General features: G+C 56.8%; 14 protein-coding genes. 11 read left to right on the top strand and 3 right to left on the bottom strand.

Translation table 11 applies throughout. From position 1 onward, the window contains the following. The first annotated feature begins 11 nt into the window (after nt 1-11). The 3 genes from ACQYWX_RS07760 (at nt 12) to ACQYWX_RS07750 (ending at nt 4,734) form a co-directional block, all read left to right on the top strand. Entirely contained in the window at nt 12-1,592 is a 1,581-nt protein-coding gene (locus ACQYWX_RS07760) for a FecR domain-containing protein (protein WP_431688406.1), read from the top strand. 123 nt (nt 1,593-1,715) lie between these two features. Further along, nucleotides 1,716-4,322, top strand: coding sequence for a CHASE2 domain-containing protein (locus tag ACQYWX_RS07755; RefSeq protein WP_431688405.1), 2,607 nt, complete (start codon nt 1,716-1,718; stop codon nt 4,320-4,322). A 130-nt stretch (nt 4,323-4,452) separates the two neighbouring features. Next, nucleotides 4,453-4,734, top strand: coding sequence for a hypothetical protein (locus ACQYWX_RS07750; RefSeq protein WP_431688404.1), 282 nt, complete (start codon nt 4,453-4,455; stop codon nt 4,732-4,734). 41 nt (nt 4,735-4,775) lie between these two features. Here ACQYWX_RS07750 and ACQYWX_RS07745 read toward each other — a convergent pair whose 3' ends face one another. Further along, complete coding sequence (locus ACQYWX_RS07745; protein ID WP_216734826.1) at nt 4,776-5,594, bottom strand: tetratricopeptide repeat protein; 819 nt, start codon at nt 5,592-5,594, stop codon at nt 4,776-4,778. A gap of 223 nt (nt 5,595-5,817) precedes the next feature. On the opposite strand from ACQYWX_RS07745, the gene ACQYWX_RS07740 reads away from it, so the two are divergent. From ACQYWX_RS07740 to ACQYWX_RS07730, 3 genes are all read left to right on the top strand, one after another. After that, nucleotides 5,818-6,840, top strand: a complete 1,023-nt coding sequence (locus ACQYWX_RS07740) for a M14 family zinc carboxypeptidase (protein WP_279503373.1) — start codon at nt 5,818-5,820, stop codon at nt 6,838-6,840. A 2-nt stretch (nt 6,841-6,842) separates the two neighbouring features. Continuing rightward, nucleotides 6,843-7,661, top strand: coding sequence for an alpha/beta fold hydrolase (locus ACQYWX_RS07735; protein WP_431688403.1), 819 nt, complete (start codon nt 6,843-6,845; stop codon nt 7,659-7,661). 467 nt (nt 7,662-8,128) lie between these two features. Continuing rightward, entirely contained in the window at nt 8,129-8,608 is a 480-nt protein-coding gene (locus tag ACQYWX_RS07730) for an OmpA family protein (RefSeq protein ID WP_431688402.1), read from the top strand. A gap of 53 nt (nt 8,609-8,661) precedes the next feature. Here ACQYWX_RS07730 and ACQYWX_RS07725 read toward each other — a convergent pair whose 3' ends face one another. Further along, nucleotides 8,662-11,208: an EAL domain-containing protein gene (locus tag ACQYWX_RS07725; protein WP_431688401.1), complete on the bottom strand. Its 2,547-nt coding sequence runs from the start codon at nt 11,206-11,208 to the stop codon at nt 8,662-8,664. A 288-nt stretch (nt 11,209-11,496) separates the two neighbouring features. Here ACQYWX_RS07725 and ACQYWX_RS07720 point away from each other — a divergent pair, with 288 nt between their 5' ends. The 3 genes from ACQYWX_RS07720 (at nt 11,497) to ACQYWX_RS07710 (ending at nt 15,097) form a co-directional block, all read left to right on the top strand. Beyond that, on the top strand, nt 11,497-12,711 hold the full coding sequence (locus ACQYWX_RS07720) for a PilT/PilU family type 4a pilus ATPase (protein ID WP_216734831.1): 1,215 nt from the start codon (nt 11,497-11,499) through the stop codon (nt 12,709-12,711). A gap of 234 nt (nt 12,712-12,945) precedes the next feature. Next, nucleotides 12,946-14,322, top strand: coding sequence for a WS/DGAT/MGAT family O-acyltransferase (locus ACQYWX_RS07715; protein WP_431688400.1), 1,377 nt, complete (start codon nt 12,946-12,948; stop codon nt 14,320-14,322). 121 nt (nt 14,323-14,443) lie between these two features. Further along, nucleotides 14,444-15,097 carry a DUF4291 domain-containing protein gene (locus tag ACQYWX_RS07710; protein WP_431688399.1) on the top strand — a complete coding sequence of 218 codons (654 nt, stop codon included), beginning with the start codon at nt 14,444-14,446 and terminating at the stop codon, nt 15,095-15,097. Nucleotides 15,098-15,170: 73 nt separating this feature from the next. On the opposite strand, the gene ACQYWX_RS07705 is transcribed toward ACQYWX_RS07710, so the two are convergent. Then, nucleotides 15,171-15,767, bottom strand: a complete 597-nt coding sequence (locus tag ACQYWX_RS07705) for a DUF938 domain-containing protein (protein ID WP_431688398.1) — start codon at nt 15,765-15,767, stop codon at nt 15,171-15,173. Between the two features lie 347 nt (nt 15,768-16,114). On the opposite strand from ACQYWX_RS07705, the gene ACQYWX_RS07700 reads away from it, so the two are divergent. After that, nucleotides 16,115-16,684, top strand: coding sequence for an NADPH-dependent FMN reductase (locus tag ACQYWX_RS07700; protein WP_431688397.1), 570 nt, complete (start codon nt 16,115-16,117; stop codon nt 16,682-16,684). Between the two features lie 83 nt (nt 16,685-16,767). Beyond that, nucleotides 16,768-17,430, top strand: a complete 663-nt coding sequence (locus ACQYWX_RS07695; protein ID WP_216734836.1) for an SDR family oxidoreductase — start codon at nt 16,768-16,770, stop codon at nt 17,428-17,430. Nucleotides 17,431-17,475: the final 45 nt, after the last annotated feature.

The following is a 17,475-nucleotide window of genomic DNA, read 5'->3' as shown; positions in this document are numbered from 1 at the left end:
TGGGAGTCTAATTGAAACAGAGCAAACGCCACCTGTTGTGGTTCTGGTTCCTGTGTTGGTTCTCCTGCGCCGGGTTCGCCCAAGAACCCGACAAGATGGAGTGGACCTACACCACCCGGCCCAACGACAGCCTGCAAAGCATCGGTGAGCGCTTCCTGGCGCCCAATCGCGGCTGGGACGCGCTCATGCGCTATAACAGCCTCAACGACGCCTGGTCGCTGACGCCTGGCACGCAGTTAAGAATTCCTGTCGCCTGGCTGCGCCACTATCCACAATCCGCCTCTTTCCTCAATCTGCGCGGCAAAGTGTGGCTGCGTAAAGCACATACCTCTCATTACGTACTGGCGACGCAGGAAGCCAAACTCGAAATCGGCGATGAGATCAAAACCGATGAGGGCTCCGCGCTGGTTGGATTCGCAGATGGCAGCGAATTGACGGTTTCCCGTCAATCCATCGTGATCTTCAATACTCTGACCCACTATGGCGATACCGGCATGGTGGATACGCGGTTGCGTCTGCTGCGCGGCAAAATGCAGCAGAAGGTGACGCCGCGCAGAGGCCCCGCTTCACGTTACGAAGTCTCCACACCCTCCGCCGTGGCGGCGGTGCGCGGTACGGCTTTCCGTCTGCGGGCGACCGCCGACGTCACCGTAGCGGAAGTTACTGAGGGTGTAGTGGAAGTCTCCAACGCCACCGCCTCTCGCAAACTCTATAAAGGCCAGGGCGCCACGGTTGGCTCCGGTTCCGTATTTTCCGAAATTCAATTGCCGGAGGCGCCGGAAGTCTCCGCCTCGGCAGTGTACAACGCCGCTCCGGTGACCTTGAGCTGGGCCCCGGTGACCAATGCGACGGCATACGTAATCGAAGTATTTAAAGGCGATGGGAAGGAGCTGCCGGTTTTTTCCCAGCAGATTGACGCCCCCCTGGTTGAGTTGCCTGACCTGGGTAACGGCGACTACCGTTTACTGCTACGGGCGGTGGACCCGGGAGGATTGGAGGGCGTGGATACGGAAGTGCGCTTCAGGGTGGAGCAAAAGGCGGAGCCGGCGCAGCTGATTACCCCGCTGACGGGGGCGTTGCTGCGAGAGCCCCGCCCCGTCTTCCGCTGGCGACTGGACACGCCAACCCAGATGTCCAGCCTTGAAATCTCCGCCGATCCCCAGTTCTCCGCCCTCTACACCCGCACCCCCTTCTCTTCCATTTCCAGCGCCCAAGCCGAACGCGACCTGAATGCAGGCGAATATTTCTGGCGTATCGCCACACTGGCTGGCGGCGACGATTTTTCCTATAGCGAGCCGCGGAGATTCACCATTCTGGGAAAGCTTGACGACACCCACGTCATTGCAGTGAATTATTTTGACGAAAAAGCGAAAGTGTTCTGGAAAAGCGTGGCCAATGCAGACCGGTATATACTTCAGTTGGCGGAAGACGAATTTTTCAGCCGGGTTATTGAAGAGCAACAGGTGGAGAAAACCTCCGCCAATCTCCGTTTGACTCCGGAAAAGACATATTGGATTCGTATCAGACCGGTTGCAGGGCCGCTCTATTCGTCGAACTTCGGCGCGATCCAGGCGGTCAGAATAGAGCCGTAGACTCCGCCAGACCCGTTATTCCCATAAGGCGTATCGGGCGCAAGCAACGTCAGGGCTAGTTCACTCACAGCAGTATTTCACTAACAACACTGTTTCGCTCACAACAAAAAGGGCCTTTATGGGATGATCCCAGGCAAACCTGATGCGCAGCCCAACCCGCCGCCCCAGCGGGACAACGCTTCCCAAGTCCGCCATAGCCGCGGCTTCCCCGTCACCGAGCGCTATCTATTCGCCGCCATTCTGGTGGGACTCTGCTTCCTGTTGATATCCAGCGGCTGGATGCAGCGACTGGATTACCTGTTTTATGATTTCTGCCTCAAGGTGCGCCCAGTCAGCACCAGCACGACCAGCGTCATCGTCGCCATCGATGAGAAGAGCCTGTTGGAATACGGCCGCTGGCCTTGGTCGCGGGATCGCCACGCCGCCCTGATCAAACGCCTGCGCAATTCCGGCGCCCGCGCCGTGGCCTTCGACCTGCTGCTGTCAGAACGCAGTTCTCCCGAGGCTGATAAGGACTTCGCTCAAGCCATGGCGGAATCCGGCAAGGTGTTTCTGCCTCTGCATATCGATCATGTCGGCAATACCGGCCACCTCACCGAGATTCTGCCCATCGCGCAGTTCATCGACACCGCAGAAGGCCTGGGACACGCCCAGATGGAACTGGACGCTGACGGCATCGCGCGGGGGTTATATCTGTATCAGGGCCTGGGAGACAGTCATTGGCCAAGCCTGGCGCTCTCGGTATATCAGAACCTGTATCCCGACGAACACCAGAAGAAAGAGGAACTGGATAACGGCGGCGCCTTCAATGTCCGCGAGCAGTATCGCCTGATCCCCTTCATCGGGCCGCCGGGCAGCTTCCCCACGCTGTCTTACAGCGAGGTTATGCATGGCGAGCTTCCTCCTGACTATTTCCAGAACCGGGTCGTATTTGTCGGCGCCACCGCCGCCGGTCTGGGAGACTTCCTGCCGACGCCGGTATCCGGCGCCTCCACCAGCATGGCGGGGGTGGAAGTGCACGCCAACGTCTTCGAGGGATTGGTGCGCAAAAATATGCATCGCCTGATTTCTCCCACCTGGCAATACCTGCTGTCACTCAGTCTGGTGCTGATCGCCGCTCTGGTGTATCCGCGGGTGTCGCCGGAGAAAAATCTGCCATTGACCCTCGCCCTGGCGCTGTCAGTGCTGGTGTTCAGTTATTTGCTGCTGAGGGTGGACCACCAATGGTATCCGCCGGCGGCGGTCGTGCTCTCCCTGATATTCGCCTACCCTTTCTGGAGCTGGCGACGCCTGAGTCGCCTCAACCAGTTTCTGAATCAGGAGTTGAAGCGACTGGAGGAGGAGCCGCGCCTGCAACAGGGCGGCATCTATGACTCACCCCAACAGTGGGCGCAACAAGTCACCCGCCTGCTTAAACCTGCACTGTGGGAGTTTCGTGAAATCGCCCCAGGAGGACAGAAGCGTATCGATTTGAACGCCGATGCGGGCATGATGGAGATCCTTCTGCCTGTATCCGACGCGGTCGGCAAAATGGCGTTATACATGCGCTTCGAAGATCATCCTGACCAGCTCCAGCAGACCGCCGACTACCTGCAGCGCCTGTATCCCCGGCTGATGCAGAAAACCACTCTCCGTCAGCCTTCCAGCGAACTTATTGACCGCCGTATCTCCCAGGTGCGCTTCGCTATCGCCGCTATCCGCGACATGCGCAAGTTTGTATCCGAAACCATCGCCAACATGCCCGACGGCGTGCTGGTGGGCGATGAGGTCGGCCGTATTCTGTATCTGAACGAACACGCCAGCCGCTGGCTAAGCGCTAACGCGACCGCCAACGCCTATATCGCCGAATGCATGCCTATCGCCAATAAGTTCACGCCGGCGTTGTGGGATTCCGTAGTGCGCAAAGTGCTGGTGGCGGGCGAAGCGCAGTCCATGGAATTACACACCCGCAACACCGCGGTCCTGATCTCCCTGGCGCCCATGCGCTTCACCCATTTGAACGCCAACGGCATTATCGTCAACTTCTCCGATATCACACCGATACACGAAGCCCAGCAAAAACGTCTGGAGACCATTCACTTCATTTCTCACGACCTGCGCGCGCCGCTGGCCTCGCAGTTAGCATTGCTGGACACCCTCAGCGCGGCGCTGCCCGACGCCAAACTGGCGTCCAAGATCGACGCCGCCCGAGAACTGACGCAAAAGAGCCTGGGCATGGCGGAAGCCTTCCTGCAACTGGCGCGGGTGGAAGCGGCGGACCACATTCACTTTTACGACTGCGAGCTGTTGGATATCGTGGATAACGCGGTGGACTCCATCTCCCCCAGCGCCCTCACCCGGGGCATTGCGGTGCAGGTGTACTGCGAAGAGGATTCATTGCCCATCAAAGCCAATGCGGACCTGTTGGAGCGAGCCTTGGTCAACCTCTTACATAACGCAGTCAAATTCACACCGCAGAATCACAGCATCGAGTTGAAGCTGGAAAAAGCCGACGCCGGCACCTTGATTCACTTACGCGATCAGGGACCGGGCATCGCCGCCTCAGAAATCCCCTACCTGTTCGAACGTTTTCGCCGCACCCATGCCTCAGAGCAGCAGGGCGTACAAGGCAGCGGCCTGGGCTTACGCTTCGTTAAACTGGTTATCGACCGCCACGGCGGCGCGATCCAAGTAAACAGCGCACTGGGTGAAGGGACGGAATTCGTGATCGAGTTGCCTGACGCGGAGTGACGTCAGCGTACATTTGACAGTGTTTCACAGAAGCCCGCTTTCGCATTGGGCGTTTTAGGAGATACTTGAGGTAACTCTCCTGTTAACAGCGCTTAGATACATAAAGTGTCAGCGCCAGAAAGCCCTTTTTATGATTCGATTTTCATTTTGCAAAGCGGCCCTGATCGGTCTGTGCTTCATACTGACGAGCGCCATCGTGTCCAAATTGCAAGGAACGCCGCCGACCAAGGAAAAGAGATACGATTTCAGCCTGCCTCAGGCGAACCTGGAAAAAGCGACGCCGGTCAGCGCCGTCTCTTCGGTATGCGCGTATTCTGAAACCTGTAGTGAAGAAGTGAAGTGGTCGCGCGCGCCGATGGTCGCCCAATCAACGCCAGTTCAGCCCATCAAAGCCAACAACCCAGTCCGTTAGAAATGCGGCGCGGCGTCTGTTAACCCCGCACCGCGCCATTATCAGCTTTGCAGCAGTTTTATCAGTTCCGTCATAGCGCGGCTCAACTCATCCACCGCACTTTTGTTTTCCGTGATCATCAGCCATTTTTCATCCTGATTTTCAGGATTCCACAGCCAACAGGCGCGCTGATTCAAATCGCAGCCGGTGCGCACATAGGGATCGACGCCAAACACCTTAAAGCGGGAGACATTGTGGCTGACGTTCGCGCTCAGGTAATTGGTTTCCTGCAGGACGATTTCGTTCCGTGAGTTAACGCTGACGCGGTAAACGATGCCTTCTTCTTCATTCAGCTTGCGTATGCGGGAGGGGATGTAGACATTGGCGGCCAACAGGCTGTTGATGTGTTGCACCAACGCGCTCTGATCCGATCCCGCCAGGTATAGTCCTCGCAGCTTCTGCAGGTATTCGCCGCTGCCGTTCTCCACCACTTTGCTCCAATCGATGGAGGTGGACTCCGCCGTTTGCTTGGGCGGCTTGAGCTGGTCATCCAGACGCGTAATGGAGCGCAGGCTCTCCTCGTAGTACTCGCCTTCACTGCCAGCGAGATTGACGTAACGAACAAAGGCTTCCCGCGCTTTCTCGTACTCGCCCGATTTCATCGCCACCCGTCCCCGGTAGAAATAGTATTGGACCGTTGGCGTAATGTTGAGCTCGGCAACTTTATCCAGCGCCTCCTGCGCCTGGGCGAACCTTTCCGCTTCGATGCTCTCTTCGGCGACAAATAACAATCTGCGCATTTCATGCTCCGGCGCCAGGGAGTCCGCGTTAGCCTGACAGGCGAAGCTGAGCGCTAAAATCAATAACGTCCGACGAAACATTCTATACACCTCATACACACTTACTACCGAATTATAAGCATAGTTACAGATCGGCGGCTAAGGTTTAACGCAATTTTCATTCTATCGGACGATTACGTCACAGTACTTTCATGATTACAGCATAGGCTCTACCCTTTATTGAAAGGATGCGACGCCGCTTTCCACCTGACGACGGCGTTGCGACGCTCGGCGGACGTCTGACTGAATGGGACCCCTCAGCTTTATGTATCCGAAAATTCATTTTCCGGTTAATGAACTGAATAAAATCCAGCAGTTAATTGAACTCGGCGGCGGCAATGTCCAGCACGAAATTCTGGATACCGTTGAATTTCGCGGCTACCGACTGCCGCTGTACCTGATCAAAGTCGGCTCCGCTGGCCCCGACAAGCCCGCGCTGGCTCTCACTGGCGGCGTGCACGGTCTGGAAAAAATAGGCACGCAGGTTATCCTGGCCTTCATGGAATCCCTGTTGAAGCAGCTGATCTGGGATGAGGGACTGAAGGAAGAGCTGAACCACCTGCAACTTTATTTTCTTCCCGCCCTTAACCCTGCCGGCATGATGCGCAAGACCCGCGCCAACGGCAATGGCATAGATTTGATGCGTAACGCCCCGGTGGACGCCGAAGCCCGCGTCCCGCCCCTGCTGGGCGGCCACCGCCTGACCACGCGCATTCCCTGGTATCGCGGCCAGAAGGGACAGCCGATGCAAAAAGAGGCGGTGGCTCTCTGTGACTTTATTCGGGAACGCCTGTTTCCGGCGCCGTTCAGCATGGCGCTGGACTGTCACTCCGGCTTCGGTTTCAACGATCAGATCTGGTTTCCTTACGCCTACAGTAAAGAGCCGATTTATCACCTGCCGGAGATCTTCGCGCTGCGTAACCTGCTGTTCGAAACCTATCCCAACCATGTCTACACCTTCGAACCGCAGTCCCGGGTCTACACCTCCCATGGCGATTTATGGGACTACTTGTACATGGAGGCGAAAGCCGCCAACCGCCTGTTCCTGCCTATCACTATGGAAATGGGCTCCTGGCTCTGGATCAAAAAGAATCCGCGCCAGCTTATCCAGTTACTGGGCTTCTTCCATCCCGTGCTTCCCCATCGATTGCGCCGCGTACTGCGTCGCCACCTTATCTTCATCGACTTTCTGAAAAACGCCGTGCGTTCTTACGGCAACTGGCTGCCGGACAAACGCCAGCGCAAGCACTATGAACTGGCGGCGTTATCCCTGTGGTATGAGTCCTGATTATGAACCAGGCCCATGAGTTTCCAGCGCGGGATCAATATGATTTGATCCTGCTGCGGGGATGGATGCGGGACGGGCGCCACTGGGAAGGCTTCGACGCCCTGTTGCAGGAGGCCCTGGACGCAAAGGGTCTGGACGTTCGCGTGCGCACCCTGGATATCCCAGGCAACGGCGTTCGCAACCAGGAAACCACCCCCGCCACTATCGCCAGTATGATCTCCGGGCTGCGAGAAAACTGGCAAACGCAGCGCCCACTGGTGCTGGTGGGTTTATCCATGGGGGGCATGTTAGCCACGCAATGGACCTATGATCATCCTGAAGAAGTCGCGGGACTGGCGCTGATCAACGCCAGCATGCGTCCCTATGGCGCGCCCTGGAGTCGCCTGCGGCTGCGTGTATGGCCCAAGGTGCTGAAAGGCGTCGGCGTCACCACCGCCCGTCGGGAAAAGCTTATTATGCAGCTCACGCTGTCTCCTTTATTGCGCACCCGTGAGCGCCTGCGTCTCTGGACCGGTTGGAGCCGTGAGCGCCCGGTGCGCACGGTTAATGCTCTGCGTCAGCTGGCGGCGGCGGCGCGCTTTAGTTGCCCGTTTGATTTCGCGCCGAACCGGCCCTGCCTGATTTTGTGCAGTCTTGGCGACAAACTGGTGGACCCGGAATGCTCTATCGCCATGGCGCAGGCCTGGCAAACCCGTTGCGTCACGCATCCTACAGCCGGGCACGATCTGCCGGTGGAAGACCCGCACTGGTTGCGGCTGCAATTGCTCAATTGGCTCATACCGCTGTGCGCACAGGCGGAGGCTAAGCGCCTTCTCGCCTGATCAGGGCCTCCGCCACATTTGGCCATGATTCGTCAGCGCATTGCCCTGGGAGCCCCCATCGTCGCGCCTGATTTCGTTGTTGTAATGACAATCACAAGGCAACAACAGAACAGGACAGAGACATGAAACACCCCGTACTGAACCCAAATAAATTCACTCGCATCAGCGCCACTCTGTTTTCCGTGGCCATGATCGCAGCGTGCAGCTCGCAAAATCTAACGCCGGAGTCTTCACCTTCCGAAGACTTTGCTGTAAAGTCAGCGGCCCATAACGTGGAAGTCGCCGACAATAATAGGGATGTGTCAACTTCGGAAGCCGATGAGCTGTATAGCTACGGTTTATCCCAGGCCGATGACAACCCAGAAATAACGACATCGAACGCCGCTGAAACAATAAACGCTGCAGGAACAACTTCTGACAGCACAACAACCGAAGTAACAAGCGCCTCGACCACGGAGGGAAATGATATGACTGTTCTAGTACTTGACGACGCAACAGCCGCAGCCCTGGAAAAAGAGTATGGCGGCGCGAACCAGTTCGCAGACGTCGAACCACCTCAACCCCGCGTTATCTTCTACCCATTGGAGAAATCCAATCTGAACCAGGAAGATATGTCGGCGCTGAAACAGCATGCGGATTTTCTTAGCGTGCACCCTAACTACCAAATCCAAATACACGGACATACTGACGCATCCGGCCAGGCCTCTTACAACGAGCGACTTTCTGCAGAGCGTGCGCAGCGTGTAGCGGATTACCTGTTGAACAACGGCGCTCGCCCCGAGCAGGTGGAAGTTTTCGGCTGGGGAAGCCGCGAGCCGTTGCTGACCTCCTCTCACCATGAGAAGAACCGTCGCGTCGAGTTGATTTACCTGAACGATCAGGTGGCGGTGTACGGCGCGCCCCAGATCATGGAGCATAACGCTGCGGAAGTCAGCGAAACATTCTAAGTGCTGATTGACGGAAACTGGCGGTCATCATTGGCCGCCAAGATCCACGCCCTTCACTTCCCCTCGTTTTTTGTGACCGGCCCCATGGGTTGAGGTCGGTCATAGAAAAAGCCCTGCAAGACCGGAATCCCCAACTTCACCATGCGGCAGGCGATATCCCGGCTTTCCACACATTCGGCGATACAATGCATGCTGCGTAAGCGGGCGATTTTGACCAGAGATTCAATCACGATTTCCGCAGACGGATCTTCCAGCACCCGACGTACGAAACCACCGTCCAGCTTGACGTAATTCACTGGCAATTCGCTCAGATAGCCATAGCTGGCGGAACCACTGCCAAAGTCATCCAAGGCGAAGCGGTATCCCTTCTGCGCCATGCTGCGGATTATCTCCCGCGTCTGGGCGATATCGGCCAACGCCACACTCTCCGTTACTTCAAAGCAGACACGGGAGCGATCGATGCGATACTTCTCCGCCCAGCCTTCCACCTCTTTGAAGAAGCCATGATCGTTAAATGTGGCGCCACTTAAATTAACGTTATAGATAAACTCCAGCCCCACGCTGCTGGACATGCGTCGGAACAGGGTTTCCGTCACCCAGCGATCGATGATGGGCATAAACCCAAAACGCTCCGCCACAGGAATGAAGCTGCCAGGACTGACCATCTCATCCTGTCGCCGCAGGCGAATCAACACTTCACATCCCGGCATGTCCACCGCATCGCCGTTTTCATCCACACAGAAAATGCCCTGCTGGTACAGCTCGAACTGTCCCATCTGGATAGCGTTTTTCAACTGCGACAACCATTCCAGTTCGCCGTGATAACGCATCATGACAGTATCGCCGGCATGGTAGACTCTGACTCTGTCGCGCCCGCTTTCCTTGGCCTGATAACAGGCGATATCAGCGCGGGACAGCACCGCTTGACGGCTATTGTCCTGATCCGTGATAAAGGTGACGCCAATGCTGGCGCCCACGGAAAACACCAGATCCTCGTAGGCCAACTGACAGTGTGAAATGGTCTGTCGCACCTGCTCCGCCACCGCCAGCGTTTGCGCTTCGGTGACGCCCTCAATCACCAGCGCGAATTCATCGCCACTGATGCGCGCCAGCATGCCGCGCTCCGGCGTATTCTTGCGCAACAGGGACGACAGCTTTTTCAGCAACAGATCGCCCACCTCATGGCCGCAGGTGTCATTAATCAGTTTGAATTGGTCCAGATCGATATAGAGCAGGCCCGACACCAGATGGTTGGTGTTCTCGCTTAACAGCCGGTGCAGATAATTGTCCAAAGCACGGCGATTGGGCAGATCGGTCAGCGGGTCATGCAACGCCTGATGCTCCAATTGCCGACGCAACCGCACTTCATCGCTGATATCCCGCAACACGATCACGGCGCCGTTGCTGAGTCGGTCGCCCCGTCCTCCACCGCCGACGACCCGGCGAATGCGGGTTTCCAGGGTTCGGGAGCCATCTTCAGCGGACTCAAAGGCATAACTCTCTATCTGCGCATCGCGTTGCGTCTGCGCCAGGAAAAACTCCACCGGATTTGCGGGATGCCCAGGCTCTTTCAACGTTTTGAGAGGACAGATCACCACGAAGGGCTTCTCCATGGCCGCGCGCTCGCTCCATCCAGTCAGCTGCTCCGCCATGGGATTCATAAACACTACATGGGCGCGTTCATCGACTTTGATCACGCCGTCGCTGATCGACATCAGCGTGGTCCGCAGCCGGTTGCGCTCCGTGGCCAGCATGCTGCGGATGGTGCGATTGGTTTCAAAGTTGGCGGTCACCACATAAGCCAGCAAGGTGCAGGTTCCAACGAACGCCATTTTCACACTGATCATAAAGTCGCTGGAGACGCCTTGCGCGCCCTCGCCCAACACCAGCGCCGCCAGCGCGACCAGACTCAGGCTCGCGCCCTGCTTACCCAGGGTGATGGAGGTATAGACGACATAAGGCAGCAACAGAAAAAACAGGGTCCACGCCTTGTCGGGAATAATCACGAAGGCGGCGGTGAAGAACATGGCCACCCAGGAAGTCTGAGTCAGCCAGCGCAACACCAGACGATAGCCGGACGGCGGCTCTATCCACCAGAATCGAATCAGCGGAGTGACAATCATGATGCCGATGGAGTCGCCCAGCCACCAGGTCATCCAGGTCGCTCCGGCCTGTTCGGGAGTGATCAGTCCACTGGAGAGTTGTCCCGCCACGCCTAATCCCGCGCCGAACAGCGGCGCCAGCAAGGCGGCCAGGCCGATGAAGCGCAGGCTGTCGCCGACGCTGCTGAGATAAGGGGTGATGCCAAAGTAACGGATCATCAGCATCGCACAGGCGACTTCGCTGAGCTGGCCAATGCCGCCGATAACGCCGTTGAGAATCGACTGATGCAAGGTCATCGCCGACAGCAATTCGCCTACGATGATGACCGGCGCCCAGCGCCAGCCGCTGAACCAAATCATCGCCAGCGCCAGCCCTGAGGGCGGCCACAATGGCGTTACGCCGCCGTAATACACATCCAGCAGCAATCCCAGGCGACCACCCAGGTAATACAGCGCAAGCAACAGAACGAAGTTGATAGAGTAGCGAATTAGCTGCATGAGCCGTTGATTTCTTTCCCCGGGAAAATCATGCGTTATAAAAACTATATGTCATACAGCCAACTTTTCTAACTTTACGCTCCCTGTTTCTGCAGTCTGCGAAAAATCATTGCAAGCTCAGCCGCAACAGGCCGTAGATTTACATAGCGGCAAGCGCCGCTCAATAGGCCATTTTGTGGTGGCGGGAAGGATAATTTTCGTCTATCTGTTAAAGACGCGCCCTTTGAAAAAAATCAAAAAGTCGACAATGCTCCAAACCAACCGGACATCACTTCGGGAGACTTCTGCATGGAATTCAACCAGTATCTGACCGTTCTGGCCAAGAATGACGGGTCCGACCTCTACCTGAGCACCGGCGCGCCGCCCTGCGCCAAATTTCACGGTAAATTGAAACCCATCGATAAAACCCCTATTCCGCCGGGCAGAATCATGGAAATCGCCAACTCCATCATGGATGAAGAGCAGCGTGAGCAGTTCGCCCATGAGCTGGAAATGAACCTGGCGTACAGCATTCCCCAGGTTGGCCGTTTCCGGGTCAACATCTTTAAACAGCGCAATGAAGTCTCCATCGTCGCCCGTAATATCGTGACCGATATTCCCAACGCTGACAGCCTGGGGCTGCCCCCTATCCTGAAAGAAGTATTGATGTCGAAACGGGGTCTGATTCTGTTCGTCGGCGCTACCGGCTCCGGCAAGTCCACCTCTCTGGCGGCGCTGATCGATCACCGCAACAGCAATAGCGGCGGCCATATCATTACTATCGAAGACCCGGTGGAGTTCATTCACAAGCACAAGAAAAGCATCATCAACCAGCGGGAAGTGGGCGTCGATACGCGCAGCTACCATAACGCGCTGAAAAACACCCTGCGGCAGGCGCCGGACGTGATTCTGATCGGCGAGATCCGCGACCGGGAAACCATGGAGCACGCGCTGGCTTTCGCGGAAACCGGGCACCTGTGTATTTCCACTCTGCACGCCAACAACTCCAACCAGGCGCTGGACCGCATCATCAACTTCTTTCCGGAAGAGCGGCGTAATCAGTTGCTGATGGACTTGTCGCTGAACCTAAGAGCCTTCGTCTCTCAACGTCTGGTGCCAACGATTGACGGCAAGCGCACCGCCGCCATCGAGATTCTGCTGGGTACGCCCACAGTCAGTGAACTAATTCTGCGCGGCGATATCGACGGCATCAAAGAGATCATGCAGAAGTCGGAAAACATAGGCATGCAAACCTTTGACGCAGCGCTGTTCAAGCTGGTGCAACAGGAAAAAATCAGCGTGGAGGAAGCCCTGAAAAACGCCGACTCCGCCAACAACCTGCGTCTGCGCATCAAACTGCACGCCGGGGTGGAAGTTCCCACCAGCCTGGGCGATGAAAAAGTTGAGGACGCCGGCCCCGAAGAACTGGCGGCCAAGAAGCCCAGCAGCGGCTTTTCTCTCAGCCTGCAGGAAATTGAAGAGGACGACGAGGAGGATAACGACCCCTTCAAACCTAAAAATTGACCCCCCAGCCAGTCTCCCGTTTTCCCGCAAGCGAGATACAGCCGCTTGCGGGCTGCGATAGCAGTTGTCAGCCGTTCCGGCTTCCGCCAAACTGAACCGTCTCAAAGACTTAGCTTTAACTCCAGGGTTGGCTACAGGCTTTGTAGCGGCAGTTAATTTGCCGTGACGATTAAATTCAATAACAACGAATTTGCATAACAACTAAAAAGCACATCACACCAGGAAGTAGACGTTATGACCCCACTCAGTCCAGTCGACCAGATATTCCTCTGGCTGGAAAAGCGCCAACAGCCTATGCATGTCGGCGGTCTCCATATTTTCAGTTTCCCTGACGACGCCGACGCCAAATACATGACGGAGCTGGCGCAGCAACTGCGCGCCTACGCCACGCCGCAGCCGCCGTTCAACCGCCGCCTGCGCCAGCGTTGGGGGCGTTACTATTGGGATACTGACGCCCAGTTTGATCTTGAGCACCATTTCCGCCATGAGGCGCTGCCCAAGCCCGGCCGCATCCGGGAACTGCTCGCGCATGTCTCCGCAGAACACAGCAACCTGATGGACCGTGAGCGCCCCATGTGGGAATGCCATCTGATTGAAGGCATTCGCGGACGCCGCTTCGCGGTGTACTACAAAGCGCATCACTGTATGCTGGACGGCGTCGCCGCCATGCGCATGTGCGTGAAATCGTATTCTTTCGATCCTACCGCGACGGAGATGCCGCCGATCTGGGCGATATCAAAAGACGCCAGACCAGCTCGCGAGGCGCACGCCCCCACTGCCGGCGATCTGGTTCACAGTCTGTCGCAACTGGTGGAAGGCGCCAGCAAACAAATCGCCACGGTCCCCACGCTGGTCAGAGAACTGGGCAAGAACCTGCTGAAAGCCCGCGATGACAGCGGCGCTGGCCTGATCTTCCGCGCGCCGCAAAGCATTCTCAATCAGCGCATTACCGGCTCACGCCGATTCGCCGCCCAGTCCTACGCGCTGGAACGCTTTAAGGCGATCGGCAAGGCGTTCCAGGCCACGGTCAACGACGTGGTGCTGGCGGTGTGCGGCAGCGCTTTGCGTAACTATTTGCTCAGTCGCCAGGCGTTGCCCGATCAGCCCTTGATCGCCATGGCGCCCATGTCCATCCGCCAGGATGACAGCGACAGCGGCAACCAAATCGCCATGATTCTGGCCAACCTCGGCACCCACATCGCCGACCCGGTGCGTCGATTGGCGGTGACCCAGGCTTCTGCGCGGGAGTCCAAAGAACGCTTTCGTCAGATGACGCCGGAAGAAGCAGTCAATTACACGGCCCTCACCCTGGCGCCTTCGGGCTTAAATCTGCTGACAGGCCTCGCGCCCAAATGGCAGGCGTTCAATGTGGTGATATCCAACGTGCCCGGCCCGGACAAGCCGCTGTACTGGAATGGCGCGCGTCTGGAAGGCATGTATCCGGTATCAATCCCGGTGGATTACGCCGCATTGAACATCACGCTGGTAAGCTATCGCGACCAGCTGGAGTTCGGCTTCACCGCCTGCCGCAGAACCCTGCCGTCCATGCAGCGGTTGCTGGACTACATCGAACAAGGCATCGCCGAGCTGGAGAAAGCAGCGGGAGTCTGAGCCGCGATCAAGCGAAGGCGCCGCAGTTGGCGCGCGCCTTCGCTTCGGTTAACCTATGCGCTCTCACCGCCGGTTAAATTCGGCAATAGGAGAAATAACTACATCACTAAGGAAGTGAAAAATGAAAATCAAAGGTATTAAAACCACACCCTACCTCGAACAGACCACTCTCTGGCCCGCCAGCGGCAGACATATTCTGGCGCATCAGGATCAAGACACACTCATCGTTTATCAGGCTTATCGACCGGAAATCGGCGAGTACGCCATCAAACACGGTCGCTTCGGCGGCGCGTACAGCTACTCCCGCATGAGTTGGATTAAACCCAACTTTCTGTGGATGATGTATCGCTGCGGATGGGGCATGAAGGAAGGCCAGGAGGTAGTGCTGGGCCTGAGAATACGCAGACAGTTCTTCGAAGACATCCTGAGCCAGGCGATTCCCTCTTCCTACAATCCGGAAGAGTTCCCAACTCAGGAAGCCTGGCAGGAAGCCGTGCAAAATTCCAACGTGCGTCTGCAATGGGACCCGGATCATACGCCGAACGGAGCCAAATGCGAGCGCCGCGCCATTCAGTTGGGACTACGTGGAGACATGCTCGCCCGCTATGGCAAAGAAGAAATTCTGGAAGTGATCGACTTCAGAGAATTCATCGCAGAACAACGCGCTCACGCCACCCCGGAACGCTATGCGGAGCTGATGACGCCACAGGAACAGGTGTTTGTCCCCTCTGACGCCAAAGTCAGCGCCCGTTTGCGTCTGGACTCGCCGGACTGATCAACGCTTGCCGGCCTTTCCGCCGCAAGCGCACTCTCTTTATCTTCCTCCCTTCCTCTTTCTCTTCCTCCCTTCACCCTTCAAAGCAAAATACCAGCAACAGATTGTTCGCTGGCAGCCGCTTGAGATTTTCCAGCTTGAAACCATAGCGCAACGCCAGCGCTTCAATGTCCGCCAGATCCTTCAGTCCTGCGTCAGGATCGCGGGTTTTCACCCACTCATCCAAACCCTGATTGCCCGGACTGGTGAATGCTCCGTTTTCATTAAACGGCCCATAAACGCAAAAGGGAGACCCCACGCGTAAGCGCTTGGCGACGCCCGCAAACAAGGCTTCCACAGGCGTCCACCCGATAAAATGCAACGTGTTCGAGGTATAAGCCGCATCAAAGATTTCAGTCAGTCCCCAATCCCCAGCCGTCACATCCAGCGCTTTGGGCGGCAAAAGATTATCCAGACCCGACTCCTCCACCCAGGCGCAAATCCCCGGCAAGGCCTCCGCCAGATCCGTCGGCAACCATTGCAGATGAGGCATGCGCTCAGCGATATACACCGCGTGCTGCCCGGTGCCGGCGCCGATTTCCAATACTGTTTTCACATTGGCGAACGGCTCTCGCACCGCCTCGGCGATCGGGGCCTGATTCCGCAAACAGGCTTCAGCGACAGGTTTCACAACTGGGTCTCCTTAATGTTTTATCCGGGTTGAATCATTTCCAAATCCTCCGGATATTGCAACCTGTGCCGTTGGATAGAAAAGCGACAAGCAGTCAGTCTAAAAAATACACTGATCATAAATTACCAAAATCTCCGCAATCCCTACGAAATAAAGGGCTCCCATCGTTTTCCAAAGAGATATCCACAGGATGTGTGGATATCTGAACCACATTATCAGATTACAAATCAATCAAATTTATCGTAATACGATCAGACTCCCGGTCGCCGGGCGGCGAAATTTAGAGGTGGAGAGAAGCCGTCTGCGTCGGTATTCTTCGAGAAATCTACTCAACTAAGGAGGTCGATGTGAGTAAACCCAAAATTCTCGTTTTCGCTGGCAGTCTGCGTAAAGATTCTCTAAACAAGAAACTGGCGCGCGCGGCGGGTCGCTATGCGGAAGCCGCTGGCGCTGAGGTGACCTTTCTGGACCTGGCGGATTATCCCCTGCCCATTTACGACGGAGACATAGAAAGCGCATCCGGCCTGCCGGAGAACGCGCTCAAGCTTAAGCAGATTCTCGCAGCTCACGACGGATTCATTCTGTCTTCCCCCGAATACAATGGCGGCATCAGCGGCGTTCTAAAGAACATGATCGACTGGGTGTCGCGCCCACTGGAAGGCGAGCCCTCCATGGCGGCGTTTAAAGATAAGTGGGTCGCGTTACTGGCGGCGTCTCCCGGCACCCTGGGCGGCATTCGCGCTCTGCCGATGGTCAGAACCATATTGTCCGGCATCGGTTGCGTGATGATGCCTGAGCAAGTGGCGCTTGGGCAGGCTAACAAAGTCATCGACGCGGAAGGCGCCATCACGGACGAAGCCGCCGCCTCCCGGGTGCAACGTCTCAGCGAACGCCTGGTCCGCTTCGCCGCCAAATAACCGCATCGCGCCTTGTATCCTTTGCGGGGCGTCCCCATCTCCCAGGGGAACCCTCCATTCATCAAGGATACAAGGAGCACATCATGGCTCACGTCGTCATTACCGGCGCCAATCGCGGCATCGGTTTGGAACTGGCGCGTCTTTTCAGCCAACGGGGCGATAAAGTCACCGCCATCTGCCGACGCGCTTCCGACGAGTTACAACAACTGAACGTGACCGTTTTGACCGATATCGACATCAGCCAGGACGCATGCGTGGAACAGATTCGTCAGGCCCTGGCGGGACAAGCCGTCGATATTCTCATCAACAACGCCGGCCTGTTGCACCATGAAACGCTGCCCAGCCCCAACTGGGACACCATGCGCGCGCAATTCGAAATCAACACGCTGGGACCGCTGCGCGTAACCAGTGCGCTGATGGAAAACCTGCATAAAGGCGCCAAGGTAGGACTGATCACCAGTCGCATGGGGTCAGTGGCAGACAACAGCTCCGGCGCGTACTACGGTTATCGCATGTCCAAGGCGGGCCTCAACGCAATTGGTAAATCTCTGGCGCTGGACCTGAAAAGTCGCGGCGTAGCGGTGGCGTTGCTGCATCCGGGCTATGTTATTACGGACATGACCGGGCATTCCGGCGATATCACTCCCGACGTATCAGCGAAGGGACTGGCCGCACGCATAGACGAACTGACGTTGGAGAACTCAGGGAAGTTCTGGCATGCGAATGGGGAATTGTTGCCCTGGTAAGTCGGACAAAAATGTAAGGCCGGGCGACCATCGCCCAATGAGCTT

This window comes from Hahella sp. NBU794 (assembly GCF_050749805.1).
In the GTDB taxonomy this organism is placed as follows: Bacteria; Pseudomonadota; Gammaproteobacteria; order Pseudomonadales; family Oleiphilaceae; genus Hahella.
This window is presented reverse-complemented; position numbering and strand designations above follow the sequence as displayed.

Bases quoted from the DNA above. Each gene is read 5' to 3' on its own strand.
- ACQYWX_RS07715 (WP_431688400.1), top strand. From the start codon at position 12,946: ATGACCCCACTCAGTCCAGTCGACCAGATATTCCTCTGGCTGGAAAAG.
- ACQYWX_RS07725 (WP_431688401.1), bottom strand. From the start codon at position 11,208: ATGCAGCTAATTCGCTACTCTATCAACTTCGTTCTGTTGCTTGCGCTG.
- ACQYWX_RS07755 (WP_431688405.1), top strand. From the start codon at position 1,716: ATGATCCCAGGCAAACCTGATGCGCAGCCCAACCCGCCGCCCCAGCGG.
- ACQYWX_RS07740 (WP_279503373.1), top strand. From the start codon at position 5,818: ATGTATCCGAAAATTCATTTTCCGGTTAATGAACTGAATAAAATCCAG.
- ACQYWX_RS07730 (WP_431688402.1), top strand. From the start codon at position 8,129: ATGACTGTTCTAGTACTTGACGACGCAACAGCCGCAGCCCTGGAAAAA.
- ACQYWX_RS07695 (WP_216734836.1), top strand. From the start codon at position 16,768: ATGGCTCACGTCGTCATTACCGGCGCCAATCGCGGCATCGGTTTGGAA.
- ACQYWX_RS07710 (WP_431688399.1), top strand. From the start codon at position 14,444: ATGAAAATCAAAGGTATTAAAACCACACCCTACCTCGAACAGACCACT.
- ACQYWX_RS07735 (WP_431688403.1), top strand. From the start codon at position 6,843: ATGAACCAGGCCCATGAGTTTCCAGCGCGGGATCAATATGATTTGATC.
- ACQYWX_RS07745 (WP_216734826.1), bottom strand. From the start codon at position 5,594: ATGTTTCGTCGGACGTTATTGATTTTAGCGCTCAGCTTCGCCTGTCAG.
- ACQYWX_RS07750 (WP_431688404.1), top strand. From the start codon at position 4,453: ATGATTCGATTTTCATTTTGCAAAGCGGCCCTGATCGGTCTGTGCTTC.
- ACQYWX_RS07720 (WP_216734831.1), top strand. From the start codon at position 11,497: ATGGAATTCAACCAGTATCTGACCGTTCTGGCCAAGAATGACGGGTCC.